The organism is Priestia koreensis (assembly GCF_001274935.1).
Classification (GTDB): domain Bacteria; phylum Bacillota; class Bacilli; order Bacillales; family Bacillaceae_H; genus Bacillus_AG; species Bacillus_AG koreensis.
This window is the reverse complement of sequence record NZ_LILC01000002.1, coordinates 82,218-107,325: the sequence shown is the minus strand read 5'-3', so window position 1 is coordinate 107,325 and position 25,108 is coordinate 82,218. Positions and strand designations below refer to the sequence as shown.

Here is a 25,108-nt window from a genome sequence, read left to right as displayed (position 1 = left end):
TTTATTTCTGTTGTTGATCAGGTAATTTTCCTGTTTTTTTATACTCGTTTATATAATGCCGAATTTCCTCTTGATAGGCTTTGTCCACGAGCGGGCTAAATTTACCTAGGGAAATGACCTTATTATCAAAATCATACATCAAATTTCCGGTCTTTAGCGTCCCCTTATCATAGTCTTTCGCTACGAGTTCATACAGCGTATCCACATGCTGAACCGTACTCGTCAGAACCGTATTCTGTCCTAAGTCGGATTGATCTGCTACATAGCCAATGGCATATATGCCCTTTTCTCTTAGCTTCTCAATGATGGAAACATTAAATCCATCTCCAGCAGGATAGACAACATCTACTCCTGATTTAATCATTTCATCTGCATACTGTCGCGCCGTTTTTTTGTCATCCCAGCTTTTGACGACCTTCATCTCAACCTTAGCGTTTGGCTGTTGAAACTTTACTCCATCCAAAAAGCCTTTCACCTCAGGCTGCCAATCGTAAGCAGCAATGACTCCTACCTTCTTTGACTTTGTCATTTTCCCTGCAACCATGCCTCCGAAAAAGCCCATCGCTTTTCCTTTGAAGTTCACCGTTGTTACGTTGTCACCTTTGGCCTTGCCGTTAAATGACACAAAATGAATATCTGGGTATTGTTTGCCAAGCTTATTGAAATAAGATGCATACTCTTCTCCATGACCAAAGATCAGGTTAACACCTTGCTTTGAAAATTCCTTTACCGCCTGCTTTACGGCTCTTTCAGAATCTGTATGTTCTTTATAAAAAACGTCGCGATTATACGTGGACTGTATTTTTAACATTCCTTTATAGCCATTTGTTCCCCATACTTGATCATTGATTGTCTCTGGAACTAATAAGCCAACACTTTTTAGCTGCCCATCCTTAGGTTGTCCACAGCTAGCTAAAAAGAGGACAAGCACGATTATGCATCCTATACTTAGTGGTCTTTTCATACCGCCACACCTTTTTTTACACAAGCGCTTCTATTTATGATCAAAAGCTCTCATTTTCTTCATCATCCATTTTACCGTGCCATTTTCATGTTGTACATGAATTTTTTTCTTTTAGAAAATTTCGTGTGCAAACAGCTGACGGGAATGATTTAACTGATTTTGAACTCCCTTTGTCACCTGTACCTTAGGACGAAATCCTAGTTCGTTTTTTACCTTTGTAGACACAAACGGATTATTCGTTTTTTGCACCTCATTTTTCAATTGCAAAGCTTCAGCCCCTACTCGCCATGCGTTCTCTTCATTTGATACGACATGTAAGATCCCACTTATCTCGTTCTTTTCCACACATAAACGAATCGCTTCAACTGCATCTTCAATGTAAAGAAGGTTACGAGTATCCTCTTTTATTGAATTCACTTCCTTTTTTTTATGCACAATGGCGTTTTGATAAGCTGCTGAAACTGGCTGCCACGGACCATACAATGAAGGAAAGCGAAAGACAACGGCGGAGGATAACTCGCTTGTATGTTCTTGAAATACTTTCTCTAAATGATAATATACCTTTCCTTCTGCCGTGACTGGATTTGGCTTTGTTTCCTCTGTAATTTTCTGCTGTTGCTTATTAAATACAGCGAGTGACGAAACGAAAATCGTTTTTGTTCCTTTTTCAACACAATGATTCAACGCCCTCATTAGCCATTGATGAACATCTCTTATTCTAGTTTTAACCAAGCTTCGATGATAAAAATCGCCGCCATCGAAAAAACAAAAGAACACCGCTAACGTTTGTTCATGAATATGGGTTACGTCTAAATTTCCACTCATCTCTTCACAAGAAAAGTTAGCGTTCCTTCCTAGATATAAAAGCATCTCTTCTTGAAGCGTATCTTCCTCTTCGTGGGCCGGATGCGTATATCCAACAACATTAACTCCTTGTTCAAGGTAATAACAGCACAGTTGAAATCCAACAAAACGATTCACTCCGTAAATTACGACATTCTCCATGTTTTGTCCCTTCCTCCCTATCTAATTCGGCCAAAATAATGCCCCTATGATATGTATAATCAAAGGGGCGAATTTATAGCACTAATTCATTCTTTCGGTAAAAATGAAGCAAGGAGTGGTGAAACAAATACTTCTTTTCAGCAATATGAAGGGATAGTCGTATCGGCGAGTTCATTTTTTTTCGCTGTTCCTCATAGAGTTTACTGTGAAATAGGGGGAAATGATGAGCGTCGTTCGTTGTAGCCCATATGCTAGCAGGAACGGTTGCTGTAAGATCTTGAACCTTCAACGAGCTGGCAATAACCTCATCAACTTGTTTTTCATTTATTTCATACGCACTTCTAATTTCTTTCATGAGTTGCTTATAGAAGAATTTATAATTCTTTTCGTGTTCGATATGCGCTTGAAAGTCAATGCATGGATTTAAAAAGGCGGTTGATCGAAATAGATGAGGTTCTCTTTCCATGAGCTGAAGGGCCAACAGCGCCCCCATTCCTTCCGCTAAAATATGAACGCGCTTATTTAACGTTTCTTGCTTCATAACTAGATGATAAAGCTGCTTCGCCAACCGATAAGCTTTCGAACTACCCCAATTTCTCCCATATAAATGAGCGTAAAAGATCGTATAGCCGTGATCTAAAAGCAGTTGAAGTAAGTTCCATCTGCCTCTGTGCTGAATCCATAAGCTAGTCGATCCTTCAACAAAATGATCGCGATCCCCTAACACTAATACCCCAAAACCATTTGGCTTGTTAGGTATATGAACAACACACCATTGATTATCGAGATTAAAGAAACGTTGAGTAATCATAACGGGCCTCCGTGCTAAAAACAATCTTAGTTACTCATCATCATATGAACGAGCATAAAAAAGGCGCGAGATGAATGCCTATTTCAATATAAAAAAATTCTCTTTCCTTTTCCTTTCGCCAACAGATTTCTGTCTGCGATAAATGTCTTTCTTCCAAAAATAAGTCTATTTTTTGACAATCTATGAACAAGCATTCAATTTTCAGGAAATAACATTTATTATTAGTAGCGTATATGCTAAGATGGATCTAGAAAAACTTCTACATAACGAGGTGATTTTTGTGCGTATCATTTGGACGTTAGTTTGGTCGTTTCTACTAACACATATGGCTGCTTACGTAATCGGAGCGATGTCTGGTGCAAGTTATACTTCGGAAACTTTTACAACCGCTTCCATTTTTGCGGTAGTGTTCACTGTGTTTATCGTTATCCTAGGAGAAGCTGGGATTCCAAACGAACCTGCTGAAAAGCATTAATAAAACGAGCTCACGGATGAGCTCGTTTTTATTTTGATTATTTTTTGAGAACTAGCTCGTCGTTTTCGACCTCAAACGTAACGTGATCGTGTTCAACCACTTCTCCTGCAATTAACGCGCGAGCAATTTTCGTTTCAAGATACTTTTGCATAAACCGTTTTAGCGGACGCGCACCGTATACAGGATCAAACCCTGACTTTGCGATAAACGCTTTCGCTTCGTCCGTTAACGTAAGCGTAATATGACGATCTGATAAGCGTTTCTCTAAGGAAACAAGAAGCTTATCAATAATTCCTGTCATTTCATTTAGACTCAACGGCTTAAATAAAATGACATCATCCACACGATTTAAAAACTCAGGGCGAAAATGCTGGCGAAGCTGGGAAAGTACTTGATCCTTCGCTTCCTCTTTAATTTCCCCTTGATCATCTACGCCTCCGAGTAAATATTGAGACCCAATATTTGACGTCATAATAATGACCGTATTTTTAAAATCAACGAGCTTTCCTTTTGAATCAGTGACGCGCCCGTCATCTAACACTTGAAGCAGTACGTTAAATACTTCCGGGTGAGCTTTCTCAATTTCATCTAGCAAGATAACAGAGTATGGTTTTCTCCGAACAGCTTCTGTTAGCTGTCCACCTTCTTCATACCCGACATATCCAGGAGGAGCACCAATGAGTCTAGAAACAGCATGCTTCTCCATATACTCAGACATATCAATTCGAATCATTTGATCTTCACTGTCAAATAACGAATGAGCGAGCGTTTTGGCAAGCTCCGTTTTTCCGACTCCTGTAGGTCCAAGAAAGATAAACGAGCCGATTGGTCGATTCGGATCTTTAATCCCCGCACGAGCACGAAGAACCGCATCTGTCACCAATGAAATAGCTTCTGGCTGTCCAATCACTCTCTCTTGTAAAATAGATTCTAGCTTTAACAGCTTTTCACGCTCTCCTTCAACGAGTTTTGTAAGAGGGATATTCGTCCATCGTGACACGATATCAGCAATTTCCTCTTCTGTCACATCCTCACGGAGAAGTCGACTTTCTGATTGATTTTGATTCATCTTTTGTTCAAACTCTGTTAGTTCTTTCTCAAGCATAGGAATCGTACCATGACGCAACTCGGCTGCTTTATTGAGATCATAGCGATCCTCTGCCTCCGATAATTCTCTCTTGGCCTTTTCTAAACGCTCTCGCACTTCTTGCAGGGATTGAATCGCGCCTTTCTCTTGTTCCCACTGAAGTTTCATTACGTCTAGATCTTCTTGTAAATTAGAAATTTCTTTCCTAACCGCTTCTAAGCGATCCTTACTCGCAGCATCTGTTTCTTTGTCAAGAGCCGCCTCTTCAATTTGAAGTTGCATCATTCGGCGCGTTACCTCATCAAGCTCAGATGGCATGGAATCAATCTCTGTTCGAATGGTCGCACAAGCTTCATCAATTAAATCAATGGCTTTGTCTGGTAAAAATCGATCCGAGATATAGCGATCAGACATCGTAGCAGCAGCAACTAACGCTCGGTCATGAATATTCACCCCATGATGAATTTCAAAACGCTCTTTTAGTCCGCGAAGAATGGAAATGGTATCTTCGACTGTTGGTTCATTCACGAGTACCTGCTGAAAACGACGTTCAAGCGCTGGGTCTTTTTCAATGTACTGACGGTACTCATCAAGAGTTGTAGCACCTATACAATGCAACTCTCCTCTTGCAAGCATTGGTTTCAGCAAGTTTCCGGCGTCCATGGCTCCGTCTGTTCGTCCCGCACCTACAATAGTGTGTAGTTCATCAATAAAAAGCAGAATACGCCCTTCACTTTTTTTGACTTCTTGCAAAACAGCTTTTAGACGCTCTTCAAATTCACCACGAAATTTAGCACCGGCTACTAGTGATCCCATATCGAGTGAAAAGATTGTTTTATCCTTCAATCCCTCCGGTACGTCTTTACGTACAATACGATGTGCTAAACCCTCAACGATGGCCGTTTTTCCAACACCTGGCTCCCCAATCAGGACAGGATTATTTTTCGTTTTACGAGATAAAATACGAATTACACGGCGAATTTCACCATCTCGTCCAATCACAGGATCTAGTTTTCCTGCTCTTACTTCTGCTACAAGATCGCGTCCATACTTTTCTAACGCCTCATACGTACCTTCTGGATTTTGATTAGTAATACGCTGATTTCCACGTATAGACTGAATCACTCCTTTTAAAGTAGCTTCTGTAAGGTGATGCTTTTTAAACACCGGTTCTAAATCAGCAAAAGGAGCTTTAACTACAGCAAGTAAAACATGTTCAACCGAAACATATTCATCCTTCATATCTTTTGCTTCTTGTTCCGCTCCAACCAATACCTTTTGTAGCTTGTTCGTAACGTAAATCTTCCCTACCTCTGTACCTGAACCTGTGACAACAGGTTTTTTAGAGAGCACATTATGTAAGTCTTTTGTAAACGAGTCAACAGAAATCTCTAGCTTTTGAAGAACCCGAGGCATAAGCCCTTCACTTTGTTCAAGTAGTGCGATCAGCAAATGAATAACATCAATTTCCTGGTGATTATGATTGGTTGCAACTGATTGAGCATCCATCATTGCCTTTTGTAGATTTTGCGTCATTTTATTAACATCCATTTCACAAACCTCCTTGTTCCTTTCAACATACATTTATTTGTTTTTATTATAGCTGACTACACGATGCTAATGCACCTGAAAGCCCTACAGACATAGGGAAAGCCACCCTAATTGGATGGCTTTCTTTTATGGTTTGCGCGCGTATGTCCAGTGACGATCATCATTTGATGTCTCTGGAAAACGATCTCCCGCTTTTAGCTTCATTTTCTTCGGGTTATTGACGTTGCTGCCTGTTTCTCCAATTTCAATATACATCCCATTATTGGGTGCTTTTTGGCCTGGAGTAAAGTGTCGATTTTGTCCCATTGTGACGCCTCCTTTTAAAAGTAAGCTTCACCATTAGTATCTTCTCCTCTACCCGTTCTTAGTAAAGGAGGATACTGGAATTCAATCAGGCAAATTGCAGAGCACGCTCGATATCCGTATCACCCGTTAAAATTTCAAATTTCTTTCCAACCGTATCTTCGATCGTTAATGCACTAACAAGCACATTTGCCACGTCTGCACGTGCGATCGTTCTTCCCTCTTTATCAGCAATCATTGTTGCTAATTCAATTTTGCCGCTTGGAGCATCGTTCGTTAACGAGCCTGGGCGGACAATTGTGTAGTGAAGATTGGAGTTTTCTAAATGTTGATCTGCTACAGCTTTTGCCTGAAGGTACACTTGTAGCCCGTCTGGTCCCGCTGCTGGGTTATCAGTTCCAACAGAACTCAGCATAACAAAACGTTTAACGTTTTGTTTTTGCGCTTCGTTAATAACGTTAATCGCACCATTTTGGTCAACGGCAATGGTTTTGTCATCGCCTGTATTTCCGCCTGAGCCTGCGGCAAAAATAATCGCATCTACGCCTTCTACAGCTTTCGATACATCACCTTCAAGATCGGCAATTACAGTGTGAGATCCTAAACGTTCAAAATCAGGCGCCTGCTTTTTGTCGCGAAGCATTGCCACCGGCTGATGCTCGTTTGACTTACTTAAAAGTTCCACTACTTGCTTCCCTGTTGTTCCATTTGCTCCTACAACTAATACTTTCATGAAAAATCACCTTTCTTTTTTAGAGTATCTGTTCTGTGTCTGTTCTTCGTATTCCCCATTCAAGTGGATTTAAACAAAAGAATATGCTCACATAAAAGGTGATTTTCTCCCGAGTTTATTTAATATGACACAAAAAAAAAGGCGAAAGTATTCGCCTTTTTAGCCAAGAATTGCCTGTAGCAATGCTTTTTGCACATGCATACGATTTCCGGCTTGTTGAAATACGACAGAGTTTGGTCCATCAATGATTTCTGCTGTCACTTCCTCGCCGCGATGAGCTGGCAAACAGTGTAAGAAAAGATAATCATCCTTCGCATACGATACGAGCTCTTTATTGATTTGATAAGAAGCAAACGTTTCTAATCGAGCTTTTGATTCTTCTTCTTGACCCATACTCGTCCACACGTCCCCATAGAGCGCATCCGCATCCTTTGCTGCTTGAATTGGGTTATCGGTAATGACGATAGAGGACTGCATTTCCTTCGCAATTTCCTGTGCCTTTTCAACAATCCACGACTTTGGCTTATAGCCATCTGGACAGGCAAGCGCAAAATCAACCCCCATTTTTGCACAGCCGATCATTAACGAATGAGCAACATTATTTCCATCTCCAATGTAGGCAACCTTTAGATTTGAAAAGCTCTGTTTATGTTCATAAATGGTGAGAAGATCTGCTAGCGCCTGGCACGGATGGAAGTCGTCCGTTAACCCATTAATAACGGGAATTGAGGCGTGCTTTGCTAATTCTTCTACTTTTTCATGTTCAAACGTACGAATCATGATGCAGTCAATGAATTGAGATAATACCTTTGCTGTATCTGCAATTGTTTCCCCGCGACCAAGCTGCAAGTCTTTGCTGCTTAAGAACAGAGGATGACCGCCAAGCTGAAGCATCCCTGCTTCAAACGAGACGCGGGTACGTGTCGACGACTTTTCAAAAATCATCCCTAGCGTTTTACCCTCAAGACTTTTAGGATTTTTCCCACTCAAATGTGCTTCTTTTAATTTCACTGCTTGATTTAATAAATAGAAAATTTCATCACTTGAAAAGTCCAAAAGCGTTAAAAAGTCTTTTCCCTTTAGATTAAACGTACTTGAAGCAACTGATAATGCGTTCATGAAGGCTGCACTTCCTTTTCCTTTGAATTTACTTTCATCCATTGCTGTAACGATTGAACATCATATGCATCCTGCTTTTTACCTTTCGCAAAAAGCTCGACCGTTTCTTTTTCTGTCATCACTAACACACCGTGTTTTAACGCTGCGAATCGATTCCCCTTCGCTTGTTCACCTTGTGCCAAGCTTACAAACAGCAAGGATTCTTTCTTTTTCGCCCACTCTTCTACATCTTCATCTCTGATCACTTTTAACCCATGTTCGGATAAAAAGCTTTCCCAACCTTCATCTTCGGCACCATCAATAAACACTTCGTTTGCCTCAGCATTCTTACTCACATAAGCATGAAACGCTTTTTTCGCGGCTTCTTCAATCGTAGAAGCAATCGCAATTCCTTCGCCGGTTGATTTCATTTCTGGTCCTACAACCGGATCTACTCCAGCTAATTTTGACGTCGAGAATACAGGGAATTTCACGACTTGATAAGGAATTTCCGACAGTAAGCCTGTTTTTTCATGCAAATCCGGCAATAATTTCCCGAGTAATAATTGAGTCGCAAAGGAAACAAGCGGAATTCCGGTTACTTTACTTACTACTGGAACCGTACGACTAGCACGTGGATTTACTTCAAGCACATACACTTGTTCACCATCTACTACGTACTGAATGTTCATAACTCCTTTGTAGGCAAGCTTTTTCACTATTTTTTGTGCATACTCACAAATCGTTTCTTTCACATTTTCTGAAAGCGAATGCGCCGGTAAGTAGGCATAGCTATCACCAGAGTGAACACCTGCTTTTTCGACATGCTCGACAATCGTTGGAATGAGAACATTCTCTCCGTCTGCGACAAGATCGATCTCCACTTCTTTTACAGGAAGGTACGCGTCAATTAAAATGGGATAGTGCTTGGCCTGAATTTGCTTGACGTGTGAAAGCAGCTCATCCTCGTTGTGAAGTGCCACCATTCCTCTCCCTCCGATTACGTAAGACGGACGAATTAACAACGGGTAGCCAATCTTTTCTGCTTTCTGCAGCAGATCCTCTTCACTTAGAGCCATTTCTCCTGGAATATGTGGAACATGTAGTTCATCTAATAGCTGATAGAAAAGAGCGCGATCTTCAAGTGCATCAATCATCTCTTTTGAAACCCCTAAAATGTGAATACCAGCCTCTGTTAGCCCGTCGACAAGTGAAATTGCCGTCTGACCACCGTATTGAACGATGACGTCCGTTACAGACTCTGCTTCTAATACGTTTAATACATCTTCCAGCGTTAGCGGCTCGAAATATAGACGATCCGCGATCTCGAAATCGGTACTTACCGTTTCAGGATTATTGTTAATTAAAATGGTTTCGTACCCCTGTTTTTGAAGCTCTAATACACCGTGTACGGAGCTATAATCAAATTCGACTCCTTGACCAATACGAATTGGGCCAGAACCAATAACCGCAATTTTCTTTTTCGACGACGAGATCAGCTCGCTTTCACCGAAATAGCTAGAGTAAAAATAAGCTGTAGATGAAGCAAATTCTGCTGCACATGTGTCTACCATCTTATAGCTAGGTACAACGCCCATTTCCTTTCGCTTTGCACGTACGTCTAACTCATTCACATCCCAAATGGAGGCTAAATATGAATCGGTAAAGCCTTTTTCTTTTATGCGTTGAAGCTTGGTATGCTCCATCTCTTGTAGAGAAGAAGCTTTTAATCCACTTTCAAGTGCAACAAGCTTTTCAAAATACGTTAAGTAAAATAAATCAATCTTCGTTTGTTCATGAATAAACGAAGTCGTGTAACCACGGCGAATGAGTTCTAGTACGACAAACAATCGTTCATCATCTTGCTTGAGCATTTTTTCAATTAGCGCTTCATTCGAAAACGATTTTAACGACGCTAGCTCTAAACCTTGCGCATCCACTTCTAGTGAAGAGACCGCTTTTTGCAGACTGCGTTCAAACGTACGATCAATCGCCATAACTTCTCCTGTTGCCTTCATTTGTGTACCGAGCATACGATTGGCGGATGCAAATTTATCAAACGGCCATTTTGGAATTTTAACGACTACGTAATCAAGTGACGGCTCAAAGCTTGCATATGTATCGCCCGTTACTGGATTCAGCAGCTCATCTAGCGTATAGCCTACTGAAAGCTTTGCAGCAATTTTAGCAATAGGGTAGCCGGTTGCTTTTGATGCAAGAGCAGACGAACGACTGACACGAGGGTTGACCTCAATGAGATAATACTGTTTACTTGCGGGATCTAATGCAAATTGAATATTGCAACCACCGATGATTCCTAATTCAGAAATAATTTTAATGGAAGCGGAGCGGAGCATCTGGTACTCGACGTCTGTTAGCGTTTGAGACGGTGCTACGACGATTGAATCCCCTGTATGAATACCAACAGGATCGATGTTTTCCATGTTACAAATCGTAATGCACGTGTCATTTTGATCGCGCATCACCTCATATTCAACCTCTTTAAAACCCGCAATGCTTTTTTCAATTAAACATTCATGAATTGCACTTTCTCTTAGACCTGATGCTGCAAGTGTTTGAAGCTCTTCTACGTTTGAAGCAATCCCACCGCCTGTTCCTCCAAGCGTATAGGCTGGACGAACAATAACAGGGAAACCAACTTGCTCTGCAAAAGCAAGCGCTTCGTCAATTTGTGTCACAACTTCACTCTCCGGTACAGGTTCATTCAGTTCCTTCATTAGTGAGCGAAACTCGTTTCTGCTTTCTCCTTTTTTAATGGATTCAATGGGTGTACCGAGAAGTCTCACGCCGTGCTTCTTTAAAATTCCTTGCTCATGCAGATCCAATGCTAAATTTAGACCTGTTTGCCCTCCAAGCGTTGCAAGCATTCCGTCTGGTTTTTCTTTTATCATAATTTTTTCTAAGCTATCAACGGTTAACGGCTCGAAGTAAATTTCATCTGCAATATGATCATCTGTCATAATCGTCGCTGGGTTGTTGTTCACTAAAACGACCTCATAACCCTCTTCCTTTAATGACAAACAAGCTTGTGTTCCTGAATAATCAAACTCTGCTGCCTGACCGATAATAATGGGGCCAGATCCTACGACTAATATTTTTTGAATGGATGTATCTTTAGGCATATAGTTTCTCTCTCCCTACTTCGTTCACTGTTGTTAAAAACTCTTCAAAAATGTAGTTGCTATCACTTGGTCCTGGATGAGCTTCTGGATGAAATTGAACAGATACGACAGGCAGACTCTCATGTTTCAGTCCTTCAATAGACTGATCATTTACGTTTTTAAATCTTACCTTCAGCTTCGTTTTCGCTAAGCTTGTTTCATCGACGACATAGCTATGATTTTGTGAGGTCATGCATACTTTTTTCGTATCTAAATCTATAACCGGCTGATTCGCACCGCGATGGCCAAAGGAAAGCTTTTTCGTTTGTGCTCCAAACGCTAGCCCAATGAGCTGATGACCTAAGCAAATTCCAAGCGTTGGATATGTTTCAATCACCTTTTTTATTGTGCTCATATGAAACTGCATTTGCATCGGATCCCCTGGTCCATTTGAAAGAACAATTCCGTCTGGGGAAAGCTGTTTGATTTCTTCTGTTGTTGTTCCGTATGGCACGACCGTTACTTTGCAATTTTGCTTTAGCAGCTCTTCTAAAATGGAGCGCTTGTAGCCGAAATCGAATAAAACGATATGTTTGTTTCCTTCTCCGTAAGTAGTCGGCACCGCTGTTGATACTTCTTGAACGACCAGCTTATCTTGTGGCTGTGTGTTAAAATGTGACGTTTCTTTTTCAGATGATAAGATCGCCTGCATCGTTCCTTCATTCCGAATTTTTTTCACAAGTGCTCGTGTATCAACATGCGTAATTAGTGGAATGTTCCATTTTTTCAAGTATTGCTGAAGGCTATAAGTTGCTTCATAATGATGACCTGCTTCTGAGCATTCATATACGATGACACCTGCTACATGAGGCTGTTTACTTTCATAGTCATGTTCATTAATGCCGTAGTTTCCGATTAGCGGATACGTAAAAACAATAAACTGATTTTTGTATGAAGGATCTGTTAACACTTCTTGATAGCCGGTCATTCCTGTAAAAAATACAACCTCGCCTGTTATGTCCTTCAACGTTGACGTTTCTTCTAAAATCCCTTCGAATGTTTCACCGTTTTCCAACTTCAAATATCCGTTCATTATGCATCCCTCTTTGAATTTTTATTTATATTAAAGTATTTTTATTCATTTTTGTTTTAAAAAATAACCTGGTTAGACAGGCAGTGCAACTTCTTCTAGTACTTCCTTCATAATTGATAGCGCGTCATCAATCTCTTCGTATGTAACCGTTAATGGCGGTAGTAAACGAACGACCGTTGGCCCTGCTGGAAGTGTTAACAATCCTTTTTCTCGAAGCTTTTCGATAATAAGTGCCTGCTGCTCCCCGCATTCCATTCCAATCATTAAACCATTTCCACGAATAGCAGTAACAAACGCATACCCTTCTACAACCTTTTCGAGTTTATGAATAAAGTAGCTACCTTTTTTCTCAACGTCCTGCAAAAATACATCATCAAAAATAATGGCTAGCGTAGCTTTTGCACTTGCAAGTGAAATAGGATTTCCACCAAACGTTGTTCCGTGTGATCCTGGACCAAAGGTATCAATTAATTTTGCCTTTCCGATCATCGCTCCTACGGGTAGCCCGCTTCCAAGTCCCTTTGCTGCAGTGATAATATCTGGGGAAAGATTATGATGCTGATAAGCAAAGGCTTTTCCGGTACGTCCAATTCCTGTTTGTACCTCATCTACGATAAAAAGTGTATCAGACTGTTTGCACAAATTTTGAATCTCCTGTAAAAACGCTGCCTCAGCTGGAACGACGCCACCTTCTCCTTGAATAACTTCTACCATAATTGCTGCCACAGAATCATCCATCGCTTCTTGAAGAGCTTTCATATCATTATAAGGAAGGTAGATAAACTCAGGTAATAATGGACCAAATCCAGCTTGAATCTTTTCTTGCCCAGTAGCTGACATTGTCGCAAACGTTCTCCCATGGAAAGACTGCTTAAAGGTAATAATTTTTTGCTTGTTCGTGTATTTTCTCGCCATTTTGATCGCCGCTTCATTTGCCTCAGCGCCGCTGTTGCAGAAAAATACGGCATCACCACTTGAATGCTTTACTAACTGCGAGGCAACTTCCTCTTGAAGAGATAGCGGAAATAAATTTGATAAGTGCCATACTTTTTGAAGCTGTTCCTCAATTGATTTTTGCACGGCAGGGTGACGATGACCGAGGTTACATACGGCAATACCGGAAATAAAATCTAAATATGTGTTCCCTTGACTATCTGTTACAACCGTTCCCGATGCTTCTTTTATTTCAATATCAAAACGCTGATACGTCGGAAATAAATGCGTCATAGGTTCATCACTCCGTTCATTTGATTATTCGTAATACTAGTTCCTTTTACGTCACCATCGTCTGTCACAAATGATTCTGTTCCACTGATAATATGCACTTGATGGAGCGTCTCTGATAAAGCAGACAGTGCAGCTTTTACCTTTGGAATCATTCCTCCTGAAATAATTCCTTCATCAATTAAATCATTTATTTCATCTGGTGTTGTGTTTTGAATCAACGTATCGTTATTCAGAATTCCTGGCACGTCTGTTACGAACAAGAGCTGCTTTGCATGAAGCGCTTTTGCTACAGCGCCTGCTGCTAAATCCGCGTTAATATTTAAACAGTCTCCGTTAGGATCGATTCCAAGCGAAGAAATGACCGGCATATACCCGCCGTCTAACAACGATTTTAATAGTGACTGATTTACTTTTGTTACTTCCCCTACATACCCAAAGGAGGCGACATCAATGGCTTTTGCTTCTAACAAGTTCCCGTCACATCCTGATAAGCCAACTGAAGAAATTTGTTCTTTTTGGAGCATCATGACAAGATTTTTGTTAACCTTTCCCGATAGAACCATCTGTACTACTTGGAGCACTTCCTTGGAGGTTTTCCGCATCCCATTCACAAACTCACTTTGGATATTTAACGCTGACAGCACATGCTGAATATCTGGCCCGCCGCCGTGGACAAGAACAACATCGTAACCGTTGTTCTTTAACTCTTGTAAACTTTTAAAAAAATTTGGTGTTAGCTGATTTATAATACTTCCGCCACATTTAACGACCATCACTTCTTTTGCTTTCACGTCATCCTCTCCTTACGTGCGGTAGCTCGCATTAATCTTCACGTAATCATAGGTTAAGTCACAGCCCCATGCTGTTCCAACTCCGTCTCCTTGATGAAGATCAACGTAAATGACTACTTCGTCTTGTTTTAAATAAGCCGTTGCTTCTTCTTCGCTAAATGTTTTTGGCTGGCTTCCTATAAGCATGTGAATGGATCCGATGCTCACGTCCACATTGCTGACGTCCACTTCTACACCGCTATAGCCAATCGCCCCAATAATACGCCCCCAGTTCGCATCGTTTCCGTAGACAGCCGTTTTCACAAGGTTTGAACCAACAATTTGTTTAGCAATAATGTTTGCCTCTTCCTTTGAGGAAGCGCCTTTCACCTGAACCTCAATGAGCTTTGTCGCCCCTTCACCATCTCTTGCAATCTCTTTCGCTAAATCTTCACACGTACGCTTTAAGGCTTCGTAAAAATTATCCCATTCCGGATGATCTGGTGTTAGAGGGACGTTGCCAGCTAAACCGTTCGCCATTACGAGCACCATATCATTTGTTGACGTATCACCATCTACCGTAATTTGATTGAATGTTTGATTTGTAATGGATTTTAACGCTTCCTGTAACAAATTAGAGTCGATATTTGCATCTGTTGTGACAAAACCAAGCATCGTTGCCATATTTGGATGAATCATTCCTGATCCTTTGGACGCTCCACCAATCGTAATTTTCTGACCGTCCACTGTCGTTTCGTAGCATGCTTTTTTCATTACGATATCCGTTGTTAAAATCGCGGTTTGAAAGTCTTCAGCACCTAACTCGCTTGGTTCTAAAGCAGCAATCCCTAATCGAATTTTATCCATCGGAAGTAGCTCACCAATAACTCCTGTAGAAGCAACTGCGACAAGGTTCTCCTCAATCGAGAGCTTTTCTGCTGTTTTCGCTCTCATCTCATAGGCGTCCTTTAACCCCTGTTCACCCGTGCATGCATTCGCACATGCGCTGTTTACAATCACAGCCTGGATTTTTTGTTCAACTGAGACGCTCTCTTTCGTTACCGTTAAGGGGGCCGCTTGAAAAAGGCTTTGTGTGTATACCGCTGCACAAGCAGCAGGAACTTCGCTGACAATCATTCCGACATCTTTTTTCGCATAGCGAAGACCTGCATGTGTTCCTCCTGCTAAAAATCCTTTTGGGCTTGTAATACCTCCTTCAAGTACTTTTTCAACCGTTACAGGCTGTTTCGTTTGTAACATCGTTCGTTCTCCTCTCCTATCGCGTTTATGGATAAATGGGTACAATTTTTAACCCCGCGTCTTCTTCAAGTCCCATCATTAAGTTTGCGTTTTGGATAGCCTGACCGGAAGCCCCCTTCACTAAATTATCAATAACAGAGACAACGGTAATTCGCCTTGTTCTCTCGTCATAAGAAATCCCAATATCGCAGTAATTGGAACCTACTACATCTTTTGTAAATGGGAATGTTCCTTTTTCTCTTACTCTTACAAACTTGCAATCTTCATAATGTTTCGTAAATTTTTTATGTATATGTTCCGTCTCGCAATCTTCTTTTATCGTCGCATAGATCGTTGTCATAATCCCTCTCGTCATTGGCACCAAGTGAGTGCTGAACGTAATCGGCTTAACCTGACCACTCCAACAGCTTAACGTTTGCTCAATTTCAGGAATGTGCTGATGCTCGTTCACCTTGTAGATTTTTAAGTTCTCATTCATCTCTGAAAAATGGGTAAGCGGTGAATGTGAACGTCCTGCCCCTGACACCCCAGACTTGCCGTCAACAATAATGGACGACTCATCGATGATTCCTTCTACCATGAGCGGTGCGAGACCTAATAGAGTAGCAGTAGAATAGCAGCCAGGATTTGAGACAAAGTCGCTGTTTTGAATATCTTCTTGAAACCATTCGCTTAATCCGTACGTTGCTTTGGACAAATAATCTGCGTCTGCTCCTTCTTTTTTGTACCACTTTTCATATAGCGATTTATCTTTTAAACGAAAATCACCGGACAAATCCACTACTTTTATTCCAGCGTCAATTAGGCTTGGAATGAGTTTACTAGATACTCCAGACGGCGTAGAAGCAAAAACAAGATCGACCTCTTTTTTTATTTCGATCGGGTCAATTGATTTTAAAACTAAATTTTTATGCACCAAATGTGGATAACTATTCGATAATTCTTCTCCTTCTTGGGAAGAGGAGTACACTTCTTTCACGTGAAAAGCGGGATGATTTTCCAACAGGCGAATCAATTCAACTCCACCGTATCCAGTTGCACCAATAATTCCGACGTTGATTTTTTTCTCCATGCTATTCATTACCCTGCTCCTTTGTTTTTCTCTTTGAAATTATTACTCATTATAATACTGTATAAAAATAAAATCAAATGAATATTTAAAGATTTTTATGTAATTTTTTCTGACATGCTTCATAGCAAGGTAATAATAAAAACAAAAAAAGAGCGATTAGCTTAGCTAACCACTCTTTTTTCTATATCTTATCCTCCACTAACAGGAGGGATTAACGCGACCACATCACCGTCTTTAATGGTGTCTTCATCAACAGCAAATTCTTCATTAATGGCAAACATCACTTGTTTAGACAAGGTGAATTGATACTGCTCTAACAGTTGCTTTTTTAACTCCCCAATCGTTAGCGGTGCATTATCGAGCTGAATTGACTCTACTCCTGCCTCTTCTTGGAGATGCGCGAAAAACAATACGTTATACATCTAAATCTCCTTTCTCAGGATGGCCAGATGGATAGGCTTTTTTCTCTAGCTGATCACCAATCCACTTCTCTCCGTCTTCCCAATGCTCTTTTTTCCAAATTGGTACAATTTCTTTGATGCGTTCAATTGCATAGCGGTTGGCCTCATAGGCATCATTTCGATGAGGAGTTGCTACCGCGATCACAACCGCAATATCCAAAATCTCTAAATGACCAACACGATGCGTAATCGCTACTTCAGCGTCTTGCCACTTTTCTTGAATTTCTTGACCAATTTGTCTTAATTTATTTTCTGCCATCGATGCATAGGCGGCATATTCTAAATGGAGCGTTCGCTTTCCCTTTGTAAACTCACGAACCGTTCCCGTAAATGTTGTGACTGCTCCAGCATTTCGATTCATTACTTTACGAGTTACTTCTTCAATTGAAATAACCCCATCCGTAATTTCAAACAGTTTAGTGCTCATAGGTTCCTCCCATAAAATCATCGATCCATTCCCGCAACCGTTCCTCGTCGTTAACATGCAGGAACTTGTCCTTGAAAAGATCTTCTTCATTCCATGTTAACACAAGATGAATATTTTCTAGTTTTTTTAAAAGTTCATAATCTTGAGGATTTCGTACAATTACAATCTTCGGGTATGGGACGTGCTTATATCCTTCTATTACACAGACCTCTGCCCCTAACAATTCATAGATCTGAAGCATTTTTTCAACCTTAATATCATTTGTCTGCATGTAGAACACTCCGTCACCTTCAACGCCTGAAGCAATTGCTCCCGCCTCAAAATGTCGAGAGCTATCTGTTTGATGTAAATCCGGTGCTCCACCGTGCCCATGGTGTTTTAAGCTGCTTACTTGGTAACGTAGCGATAAATATCGAACGATTTTTTCCACTACGGTCGTTTTTCCCGTGTTTTTATAGCCGACGACTTGAAGAATATTCAACTTAATAAACCCCGTGATAATCTTCTAGCAAAATGACATCCACTTGATCGCCACTCGCAAATCCGCGCGTTCCTCCTGGAAGCTTCATCAGACCATTTGCAAAAGCAAGAGAGGAAACGACGTTTGACTTGTCTAGACCGCTTGGCTCGACGACAAATCTGCCTTCTTTTTGTGTGATTCGTGTCCGAACAAAACGCGTAAAAGGATTTGGCTTTGGAAAATCGGCCATAAGCGTTGCGTGTACGATCTCTTTATGAGGTTTCTCTGACCCTAAAAACGTTTTTAAAATCGGATGAACGAACAGTTCAAAACCAACGTAGCAGGCAGATGGATTTCCTGATAAACCGAATAACAGTTTTCCGTCTAGCTGTGCGACTGTTGTTACGCTCCCAGGACGCATCGCTACTTTATTAAACAACACTTCAGCACCTAATTTTTCATAAATAGCTGGCAAATAGTCATAATCTCCAACCGATACTCCACCCGTTGTGATCAGCACATCTACCTTTTCTAAAGCTTCTTTGACCGCTTGGTAGCATTGATCAAAATCATCTACTAACGAACCAAAGTATAGAGGAACCCCTCCGCTACGCTCAATTTGTGCACAAATCATCGGTCCATTACTATTTCTAATTTTTCCAGGTTCCAGCTTTTGTGATACATCCAACAGCTCTGTTCCTGTCGAATAAACACCAACATTCGGCTTTTTCGCCACTGCAACCTCCGCATAGCCAAAGGTTGCTAGCAGTGCCGTTACACCCGGAGTGATTTTGGTTCCTTTCTCAACAAGAGTGGTTCCCTTCGCTGCATCCTCTCCTTGAAAAGAGATGTTGTCTCCTTCCTGAAAAGATCGCTTAATGCTTATGTATTTTTCGCCGTTCTTTTCAAATTCTTTTGTTAACTCTAACATGACGACCGCATCACCGCCGACAGGCATTTGTGCTCCTGTCATAATACGAATCGCTTCAAACGGGCCCAGATCTCGTTTAGCGACGGTTCCTGCCCCAATTTCTTCAACGACATGAAATTCAACAGGATTCTGCAAATTTGCTTCACGGCTATCTTGCGCACGAATGGCAAATCCGTCGTAAGGCGACTTGTTAAAAGGCGGTACGTCGTGAGTCGCAAGTACAGCTTCTCCTAAATGTCTTCCGTAAGCCTTTGCTAGGGGCATCTTTTCGACCTCGCCCTTTTTAGCAAATTTCATTACGCGTTCAATCGCTTCTTCTACTGGAATTGGCTTTCTTCTTTCAACCATTGTTTTCTCTCCCCTCTTATGATCATGTTGTTCCCATTTCGTCTTTTCTTCACACATAAGTCCCCCACCTAGCTTTCGCAAATAGTGGGGGTTCATTACATGTACAATTGTGCTAAATTTTATTGAACGCCGAGTGCAATCTTCGCATAACGAGACATGCGGTCTTTACTCCACGGTGGATTAAATGTAACGATTACTTCTACATCATCTACACCATTTAAATCCCAAAGTGCCTTACGCACCTCTTCAGTTAGTACTCCTGCAAGCGGACAGCCGATCGATGTTAATGTCATCGTAACGAATACCTTTCCTGCATCGTTCATTTCTACATTATATACAAGGCCTAAATTGACAATGTCAACCCCAAGCTCTGGGTCAATGACTTGTTCTAAGGCTTCCATAATTTTATCTTCAAATTGTTGATCCACGAGTGTTCCTCCTCCTCGACATTAGTTTCTATGTTCTTGCTTCTTATTATACAGACATTCCCCTCAGATTAAAAACAAAGGGACTTAACAGACAGCTTGTAAAAAGTATGTTACATTTAATGTAAGTATATGTTGAATTAGATATCTCGTTGAAAAGGAGTCTTTATGAGCAACCAACATTTAATTGTCCTTGATTTAGATGGAACACTATTAACCGATGATAAACACATTTCTCCTTACACAAAAACCGTTCTCAACAAAGCAATGGAGCAGGGTCATTTAGTTATGATTGCAACTGGACGTCCATATCGTGCTAGTTCTATGTACTATAAGGAGCTAAAGTTAAACACACCGATTGTGAACTTTAACGGAGCTCTTGTGCAGCACCCGCATGATCCTGAATGGGGTGTTTATCATACACCGCTTGATTTAACAACCGTTCATGCGATTGTAGAAGCAATGGATGATTTTACTGTTAACAATATTTTAGCTGAGGTCATGGACGATATTTATCTTCATTATGAAGACCGAAACCTCCTAGATGTTATTAGCCTAGGAAGTCCTAAGCTTGAAACAGGTGATTTACGAAATGTTTTGGCACAAAATCCAACGTCTATGCTTATTCACGCTGACGAGGATCACGTAGCTGATATTCGTGCTCATCTGTCAGAGGTACACGCAGAAGTCATTGAACACCGTCGCTGGGGTGCACCTTGGCATGTTATTGAAGTCGTTAAAAAAGGCTTAAGCAAAGCGGTTGGAATCGACAGAGTTGCACAGCACTATAACATTCCTACAGAGCGTATCATTGCGTTTGGCGACGAAGACAACGACTTTGAAATGATTCGATATGCGGGTCATGGAATTGCGATGGGCAATGCCATTAATGAACTAAAAGAGATGGCAAATCATGTTACCCTTTCAAATGAAGAAGATGGTGTGGCCGTTTATTTACAGAAGGTGCTAAACCTTTAATTATTTTTCAACAACAGGTAAATTTTAAACGCGATATTTCTTCCATAAGTACAGATACTAGAATCGATACCATTACGGTGTCGATTCTTATTATGTAGGGGGAATGAACGATGGGCAGAAGTAATAAGTCGAAACGTTTTATTCAGCAAGGGAAAAATGCAGTGGCTTTACATGATGAACGCATTCCTTACCATTTAACAATGGCTGAGGCTGAAGCACTCAAAACTCCTGTGTCGCATTCCTCACTTGATGGAGGTACTATGTAATGAATAATTCATCTCTATTTGGTTTAGCGAAAAACGCTGTTCAACAAGCTTTAAAAGGTTCTAATGAACAACCAAAACAAGAGCACCAAGCTCCTCCCGCACAACAGTCTGTCGAAGCTCAGCCTCAACAAGCTGCAGCATCAGGTTCAAGAGGACAAAATGGACAGTTAGATATTTCAAACGAAATTTTATCTGCTGCTATTTCACAAGCAGATGGATTCGATAAAGAAGGTATGGCGAAGCTACAAAATTCACTAAACGCTCAGCCAACCGCTTCTGCACCTACTCAGCAAGTAACAGCAGCGACATCTGCTCCACAAGCAGCTGGTCGTGTAGACTTGTCTGAAGATTTTTCTTCTCATACACCAGGACACGTTGGTGCAACAAGCCACCAGGCAGCACCTTCTAATGATGTTGAGATTGCAGAAGAAATCATGTCATTTGCTTCTAAGCAGGCGTCACCTGAAGAACGTCAGCAGCTTCAGCAGCTAGCAAGCAAAATGGATTCGAAAAAGTAACACCTAAAAGCCACGTGTCTTCTAAGACACGCGGCTTTTTTCTTAATCTTTTCGAAACATTCCAAAGACACCTGTTGTTTGCACGATATTTGTGAAGGCGTTTGGATCTACCTCTTTTATAATACGCTCAATATCATAGAGCTCGTATCGCGTAATCACAATAATCATCATTTCTTTTTCTTCATTCGTAAATCCGCCTTTAGCGGGTACAGTCGTGATGCCTCGTACAAGCTTAGCATGAATCGCTTTTTTTAAATCTTCGCCTTTTTTAGTTACAATCATTACGGTTAATTTCACGTGACGCGTATGAATCGTATCAATCACTCGTGTACATACATAGAGCGTAACGAGCGTGTACAGTGCCTTTTCCCATCCGTAAAGAAGGCCGGCGCTGACGATGATAATGGCATTTAAAAGAAAGAAATACGTTCCTACCGGTTTATCTTTCATTCGGGACAGCACCATAGCTACAATGTCTAAACCGCCTGTAGATGCCCCCCACTTTAGCGTAATCCCTACACCTACTGCTGCGATCACTCCACCAAATACGGCGTTTAATAAAATGTCATGAGAAAGCTCAATAACGGGTATAAGAGATAAAAACAACGAAGTAGCGATAACGCTCAAAAAACTATATAATGTGAATGATTTCCCAACCTTTTTCCATCCGAGAATGGTAACGGGGATATTAAGAAGGAATAGAAGAAAACCCGTCGAAAGATGTAAGGGGGTATAATCATTTAAAATGCTTGAGACAAGCTGCGAGACCCCTGTAAATCCACTCGCGTAGACGTTGGCTGGAATTAAGAACAGGTTTAATGAGAGCGCATTAAACAAAGCCCCTATCAGCACGACAACTAACTTTTTCAGTTCCACCATCACCATGAAGATCTCCTCCTGTTAAACAACTCATGTGCACAATATGGTATAATGCATACGCTTGAAAGGAACAATTGTTATTCATATGGTTTCCTTTTTTACCAATTACAAAACGTTATGATTTTTAGGAAGGTGTCTATTTATGTCCATTACTATTATTACGGATAGCGCGAGTGACTTACCAGTTAACTATTATAAAGAAAACAACGTTACGTTGTTGCCCCTTCGTGTTCATCTCAACGATAAAGAATATTTAGATCAAGAAACCATTTCATCCAAAGATGTATATGCTGAAATTCGTAAAGGTGCTATGCCAAAAACGTCTCAAGCCTCTCCTGCTGCTTTAATGGAGTTATTTGAACAGATGGCACAAAAAAACGAGCCGTGCTTATATATTGCCTTTTCATCTCAGCTCTCAGGAACGTATCAAACAGCGATGATGGTACGTGAAGAAATTCTAGAGAAGTATCCTGATTTTGAATTTGAAATTATCGATTCAAAATGTGCTTCCCTCGGTCAAGGTCTAGCTGTTCATCATGCTGTTGAGTTCCTAAAGACAAACCCTTCGTTTACCGACTTTGTGGCGAAGGTAAAAGAATACTGCATTCATATGGAGCACATTTTTACCGTTGACGATCTTGATTTCCTTGCTCAAGGTGGACGTGTCAGCAAAGCCTCTGCTTTTGTAGGAGGGTTATTAAACATCAAGCCACTTCTACACGTTGAGGACGGCAAGCTGATTCCACTAGAAAAGTTACGCGGTCGTAAAAAGGTATTACGCCGCATGGTTGATTTGATGAAAGAGCGCGGAGAGGATTTGGCACATCAAACAATTGCGATTAGTCATGGTGATGATGAGGCAACAGCTTTTGCATTAAGAGACATGATTAAAGAAGAGTTTGGATGCGAATCATTTTTAATTAGCATGATCGGCTCTGCCGTTGGATCACATTCAGGGCCCGGAACCATCGCGCTATTTTTCTTAAACAAAAAGCTGTAACACATAACCATTACACATTTGGAAAACCTATTAGTGACCGAACTTATAAAGGAGTGTCACAACATGGGTAAATTCCGTACGAGTGATAATGATAAAAAAGCTCACGACAACAACGCGGAGCATGAGTTAAAAAACCAGCTTGCTGAAGAAAATCGTCAAAAAGGAAAAAATCAATTTTCCAAAAAGACGGATCATCTATAAGAAAAAGAGGCCTTCGCTCATCGCGAAGACCTCTTTTCTTTATTTCCCTTTAAAATATGTCCAACCTTCTTCTTGATATACCTTGTCCTCTTTCATCAATTGACCAAGAGCACGTTTGAACGCTGCTTTACTCATATTAAAACGCTCACGGATATCTTCCGGATAGCTTTTATCCCAAAATGGCATTGCACCACCGCGGCTCTCCATATATTCGTAAAGTTGTTCTGCATCTCCACCCATGCTTTCTTGTTTACGTCCGAGTAACGATAAGTTGAGCGTCCCATCGTCTTTTACGTTAATAACACGAGCTTTCACACGTTCACCTAAGCGAGGCTCTTCTTTACGTTCCGTCTCATGAACGAAGCCAACGTATCCCTCGTCTGTTACGATGTATGTGCCGACTTTTAATAAGCGATACACGATTCCTTCTAGATCACGGTTAAACAACTCGCGAGGTGCTGGCGTCATACGGTCTTTCATAATATCGTCAGTCGCCAAACGTCCGTACATCATACCTCTATGCGTGATACGCATTGAGCAATATAAGCGGTCTCCTACTTGTGGCCATGAGTCTTCGTAAAGCGGTAGGTCACTTGCCGCAATCAACAAGTCTTTGTTCGTTCCGATGTTTACGAATGCTCCCATACGACGTTTTACGTCAACTACTTCTAACCATTCGTACGTACCTTCTTGAATTTTTGGCATCGCCATCGTAGCTGTTAAGCGGCTTTTTTGATCTATATAAAGAAATACATCTACTTCTTCATCTTCTGCTAGCTCACGTGTTGCTTCGTTACGGTGAAGAAACACTTCTTCTGCTGCTTCGTTCGTTAATATATATCCAAGTGGAGTTGTGCGGTATACCGACAGTGTCACAATCTCTCCAGGTCTTAATTCATTCATCATGTATTTTTTAATTCCTTCCTTTTTTGAACAGTCATATGTTTTATTGTATCAATTCGCTGACTTCCCTTCAATAGGCATGAAGGTGTTCTTCCATAGAGTTTTTGTCTATAATAGTGGTATCAAATTCATTTGATACTTAGAGAGGACTCACTTTTTTTACATAATGACCATTACAAATTTTTTTATTCCTCTCTTATTTGAAGAAAATAAAAACCATTACGGAATCGGAGGAGAATTAATGGCAAAGGACAGCTCATTTGATATTGTATCTCAGGTTGACTTATCTGAAGTCACAAACGCCATTCAAATCGCGTTAAAGGAAGTTAAAAACCGCTATGATTTTAAAGGAAGTAAAAGTGATGTTTCCCTTGATAAGGAAGAGCTTGTACTCATTTCAGATGATGAATTTAAGCTTGAACAACTGAAAGATGTTCTCGTTTCCAAGCTCATCAAACGAAATGTTCCAACAAAGAACATTTCTTACGGAAAAGTTGAAAACGCATCTGGTGGCACGGTAAGACAGCGCGGGAAGCTTGTGCAAGGTATTGACAAAGAAAACGCTAAAAAGATTAATACGCTTATCAAAAATTCAGGTCTTAAGGTGAAAACGCAAGTACAAGACGATCAAGTACGTGTCACAGGAAAAAGCCGTGATGATCTACAGCAGGTCATTAACACTGTTAGACAGGCTGATTTATCTGTTGACGTGCAATTCATTAATTACCGCTAACAAAAAG

At 40.8% G+C, this 25,108-nt stretch carries 27 protein-coding genes; 7 read left to right on the top strand and 20 right to left on the bottom strand.

What is annotated here, in order from left to right; genetic code table 11:
• Position 1: 1 nt before the first annotated feature.
• The 3 genes from AMD01_RS00540 to AMD01_RS00530 form a co-directional block, all read right to left on the bottom strand.
• Positions 2 to 964, bottom strand: a complete 963-nt coding sequence (locus tag AMD01_RS00540) for a BMP family ABC transporter substrate-binding protein (RefSeq protein ID WP_053399434.1) — start codon at positions 962 to 964, stop codon at positions 2 to 4.
• A 111-nt stretch (positions 965 to 1,075) separates the two neighbouring features.
• A complete protein-coding gene (locus AMD01_RS00535; RefSeq protein WP_053399433.1) occupies positions 1,076 to 1,969 on the bottom strand; it encodes an NAD-dependent epimerase/dehydratase family protein in 894 nt (297 codons plus the stop codon).
• A gap of 73 nt (positions 1,970 to 2,042) precedes the next feature.
• Entirely contained in the window at positions 2,043 to 2,780 is a 738-nt protein-coding gene (locus AMD01_RS00530; protein ID WP_053399432.1) for an alpha/beta hydrolase family protein, read from the bottom strand.
• 241 nt (positions 2,781 to 3,021) lie between these two features.
• Here AMD01_RS00530 and AMD01_RS00525 point away from each other — a divergent pair, with 241 nt between their 5' ends.
• Positions 3,022 to 3,255 carry a YjzD family protein gene (locus AMD01_RS00525; protein ID WP_285846669.1) on the top strand — a complete coding sequence of 78 codons (234 nt, stop codon included), beginning with the start codon at positions 3,022 to 3,024 and terminating at the stop codon, positions 3,253 to 3,255.
• A gap of 37 nt (positions 3,256 to 3,292) precedes the next feature.
• Here AMD01_RS00525 and clpB read toward each other — a convergent pair whose 3' ends face one another.
• From clpB to AMD01_RS00450, 15 genes are all read right to left on the bottom strand, one after another.
• On the bottom strand, positions 3,293 to 5,893 hold the full coding sequence (gene clpB / locus AMD01_RS00520; protein ID WP_053399431.1) for an ATP-dependent chaperone ClpB: 2,601 nt from the start codon (positions 5,891 to 5,893) through the stop codon (positions 3,293 to 3,295).
• Positions 5,894 to 6,019: 126 nt separating this feature from the next.
• Complete coding sequence (locus tag AMD01_RS00515) at positions 6,020 to 6,199, bottom strand: YjzC family protein (RefSeq protein ID WP_053399430.1); 180 nt, start codon at positions 6,197 to 6,199, stop codon at positions 6,020 to 6,022.
• Positions 6,200 to 6,284: 85 nt separating this feature from the next.
• Complete coding sequence (locus tag AMD01_RS00510) at positions 6,285 to 6,929, bottom strand: SDR family oxidoreductase (protein ID WP_053399429.1); 645 nt, start codon at positions 6,927 to 6,929, stop codon at positions 6,285 to 6,287.
• A gap of 159 nt (positions 6,930 to 7,088) precedes the next feature.
• On the bottom strand, positions 7,089 to 8,048 hold the full coding sequence (gene argF, locus AMD01_RS00505; RefSeq protein WP_053400080.1) for an ornithine carbamoyltransferase: 960 nt from the start codon (positions 8,046 to 8,048) through the stop codon (positions 7,089 to 7,091).
• Positions 8,045 to 11,170, bottom strand: a complete 3,126-nt coding sequence (locus AMD01_RS00500; RefSeq protein WP_053399428.1) for a carbamoyl-phosphate synthase (glutamine-hydrolyzing) large subunit — start codon at positions 11,168 to 11,170, stop codon at positions 8,045 to 8,047. The genes argF and AMD01_RS00500 overlap by 4 nt, the downstream gene beginning before the upstream one ends.
• Entirely contained in the window at positions 11,163 to 12,242 is a 1,080-nt protein-coding gene (locus tag AMD01_RS00495; RefSeq protein WP_053399427.1) for a carbamoyl phosphate synthase small subunit, read from the bottom strand. Before AMD01_RS00495 ends, AMD01_RS00500 begins: the two co-directional genes overlap by 8 nt.
• A 72-nt stretch (positions 12,243 to 12,314) precedes the next feature.
• A complete protein-coding gene (locus AMD01_RS00490; RefSeq protein WP_053399426.1) occupies positions 12,315 to 13,469 on the bottom strand; it encodes an acetylornithine transaminase in 1,155 nt (384 codons plus the stop codon).
• Entirely contained in the window at positions 13,466 to 14,242 is a 777-nt protein-coding gene (gene argB / locus AMD01_RS00485) for an acetylglutamate kinase (protein WP_053400079.1), read from the bottom strand. The genes AMD01_RS00490 and argB overlap by 4 nt, the downstream gene beginning before the upstream one ends.
• 30 nt (positions 14,243 to 14,272) lie before the next feature.
• On the bottom strand, positions 14,273 to 15,499 hold the full coding sequence (gene argJ, locus AMD01_RS00480; protein WP_053399425.1) for a bifunctional ornithine acetyltransferase/N-acetylglutamate synthase: 1,227 nt from the start codon (positions 15,497 to 15,499) through the stop codon (positions 14,273 to 14,275).
• A gap of 25 nt (positions 15,500 to 15,524) precedes the next feature.
• Complete coding sequence (gene argC / locus AMD01_RS00475; protein WP_053400078.1) at positions 15,525 to 16,559, bottom strand: N-acetyl-gamma-glutamyl-phosphate reductase; 1,035 nt, start codon at positions 16,557 to 16,559, stop codon at positions 15,525 to 15,527.
• A 200-nt stretch (positions 16,560 to 16,759) separates the two neighbouring features.
• A complete protein-coding gene (moaD, locus tag AMD01_RS00470) occupies positions 16,760 to 16,993 on the bottom strand; it encodes a molybdopterin converting factor subunit 1 (protein WP_053399424.1) in 234 nt (77 codons plus the stop codon).
• Positions 16,986 to 17,459: a molybdenum cofactor biosynthesis protein MoaE gene (locus AMD01_RS00465; RefSeq protein WP_053399423.1), complete on the bottom strand. Its 474-nt coding sequence runs from the start codon at positions 17,457 to 17,459 to the stop codon at positions 16,986 to 16,988. Before AMD01_RS00465 ends, moaD begins: the two co-directional genes overlap by 8 nt.
• Positions 17,449 to 17,940, bottom strand: coding sequence for a molybdopterin-guanine dinucleotide biosynthesis protein B (gene mobB, locus AMD01_RS00460; protein ID WP_053399422.1), 492 nt, complete (start codon positions 17,938 to 17,940; stop codon positions 17,449 to 17,451). Before mobB ends, AMD01_RS00465 begins: the two co-directional genes overlap by 11 nt.
• Before the next feature lies 1 nt (position 17,941).
• On the bottom strand, positions 17,942 to 19,198 hold the full coding sequence (locus AMD01_RS00455; RefSeq protein ID WP_053400077.1) for a molybdopterin molybdotransferase MoeA: 1,257 nt from the start codon (positions 19,196 to 19,198) through the stop codon (positions 17,942 to 17,944).
• Between the two features lie 119 nt (positions 19,199 to 19,317).
• Entirely contained in the window at positions 19,318 to 19,626 is a 309-nt protein-coding gene (locus tag AMD01_RS00450) for a metal-sulfur cluster assembly factor (protein ID WP_053399421.1), read from the bottom strand.
• A gap of 165 nt (positions 19,627 to 19,791) precedes the next feature.
• Between AMD01_RS00450 and AMD01_RS00445 the strand changes: the two genes are divergently transcribed.
• From AMD01_RS00445 to AMD01_RS00440, 3 genes are all read left to right on the top strand, one after another.
• Positions 19,792 to 20,601 carry a Cof-type HAD-IIB family hydrolase gene (locus AMD01_RS00445; protein ID WP_053399420.1) on the top strand — a complete coding sequence of 270 codons (810 nt, stop codon included), beginning with the start codon at positions 19,792 to 19,794 and terminating at the stop codon, positions 20,599 to 20,601.
• A gap of 110 nt (positions 20,602 to 20,711) precedes the next feature.
• Positions 20,712 to 20,867, top strand: coding sequence for a hypothetical protein (locus AMD01_RS24375; RefSeq protein WP_169775912.1), 156 nt, complete (start codon positions 20,712 to 20,714; stop codon positions 20,865 to 20,867).
• Positions 20,867 to 21,385, top strand: coding sequence for a hypothetical protein (locus AMD01_RS00440; RefSeq protein WP_053399419.1), 519 nt, complete (start codon positions 20,867 to 20,869; stop codon positions 21,383 to 21,385). The genes AMD01_RS24375 and AMD01_RS00440 overlap by 1 nt, the downstream gene beginning before the upstream one ends.
• A 42-nt stretch (positions 21,386 to 21,427) precedes the next feature.
• Here AMD01_RS00440 and AMD01_RS00435 read toward each other — a convergent pair whose 3' ends face one another.
• Positions 21,428 to 22,270, bottom strand: a complete 843-nt coding sequence (locus AMD01_RS00435; RefSeq protein WP_053399418.1) for a YitT family protein — start codon at positions 22,268 to 22,270, stop codon at positions 21,428 to 21,430.
• A 136-nt stretch (positions 22,271 to 22,406) separates the two neighbouring features.
• On the opposite strand from AMD01_RS00435, the gene AMD01_RS00430 reads away from it, so the two are divergent.
• Together AMD01_RS00430 and AMD01_RS23260 are read left to right on the top strand one after the other, a co-directional pair.
• Positions 22,407 to 23,264, top strand: coding sequence for a DegV family protein (locus AMD01_RS00430; protein ID WP_053399417.1), 858 nt, complete (start codon positions 22,407 to 22,409; stop codon positions 23,262 to 23,264).
• A gap of 63 nt (positions 23,265 to 23,327) precedes the next feature.
• Complete coding sequence (locus AMD01_RS23260; RefSeq protein ID WP_083446355.1) at positions 23,328 to 23,465, top strand: DUF3941 domain-containing protein; 138 nt, start codon at positions 23,328 to 23,330, stop codon at positions 23,463 to 23,465.
• A gap of 39 nt (positions 23,466 to 23,504) precedes the next feature.
• On the opposite strand, the gene AMD01_RS00425 is transcribed toward AMD01_RS23260, so the two are convergent.
• Complete coding sequence (locus tag AMD01_RS00425; protein ID WP_053400076.1) at positions 23,505 to 24,368, bottom strand: CvfB family protein; 864 nt, start codon at positions 24,366 to 24,368, stop codon at positions 23,505 to 23,507.
• A 241-nt stretch (positions 24,369 to 24,609) separates the two neighbouring features.
• On the opposite strand from AMD01_RS00425, the gene AMD01_RS00420 reads away from it, so the two are divergent.
• Positions 24,610 to 25,101 carry a YajQ family cyclic di-GMP-binding protein gene (locus AMD01_RS00420; protein ID WP_053400075.1) on the top strand — a complete coding sequence of 164 codons (492 nt, stop codon included), beginning with the start codon at positions 24,610 to 24,612 and terminating at the stop codon, positions 25,099 to 25,101.
• The last annotated feature ends 7 nt before the right edge of the window (positions 25,102 to 25,108 follow it).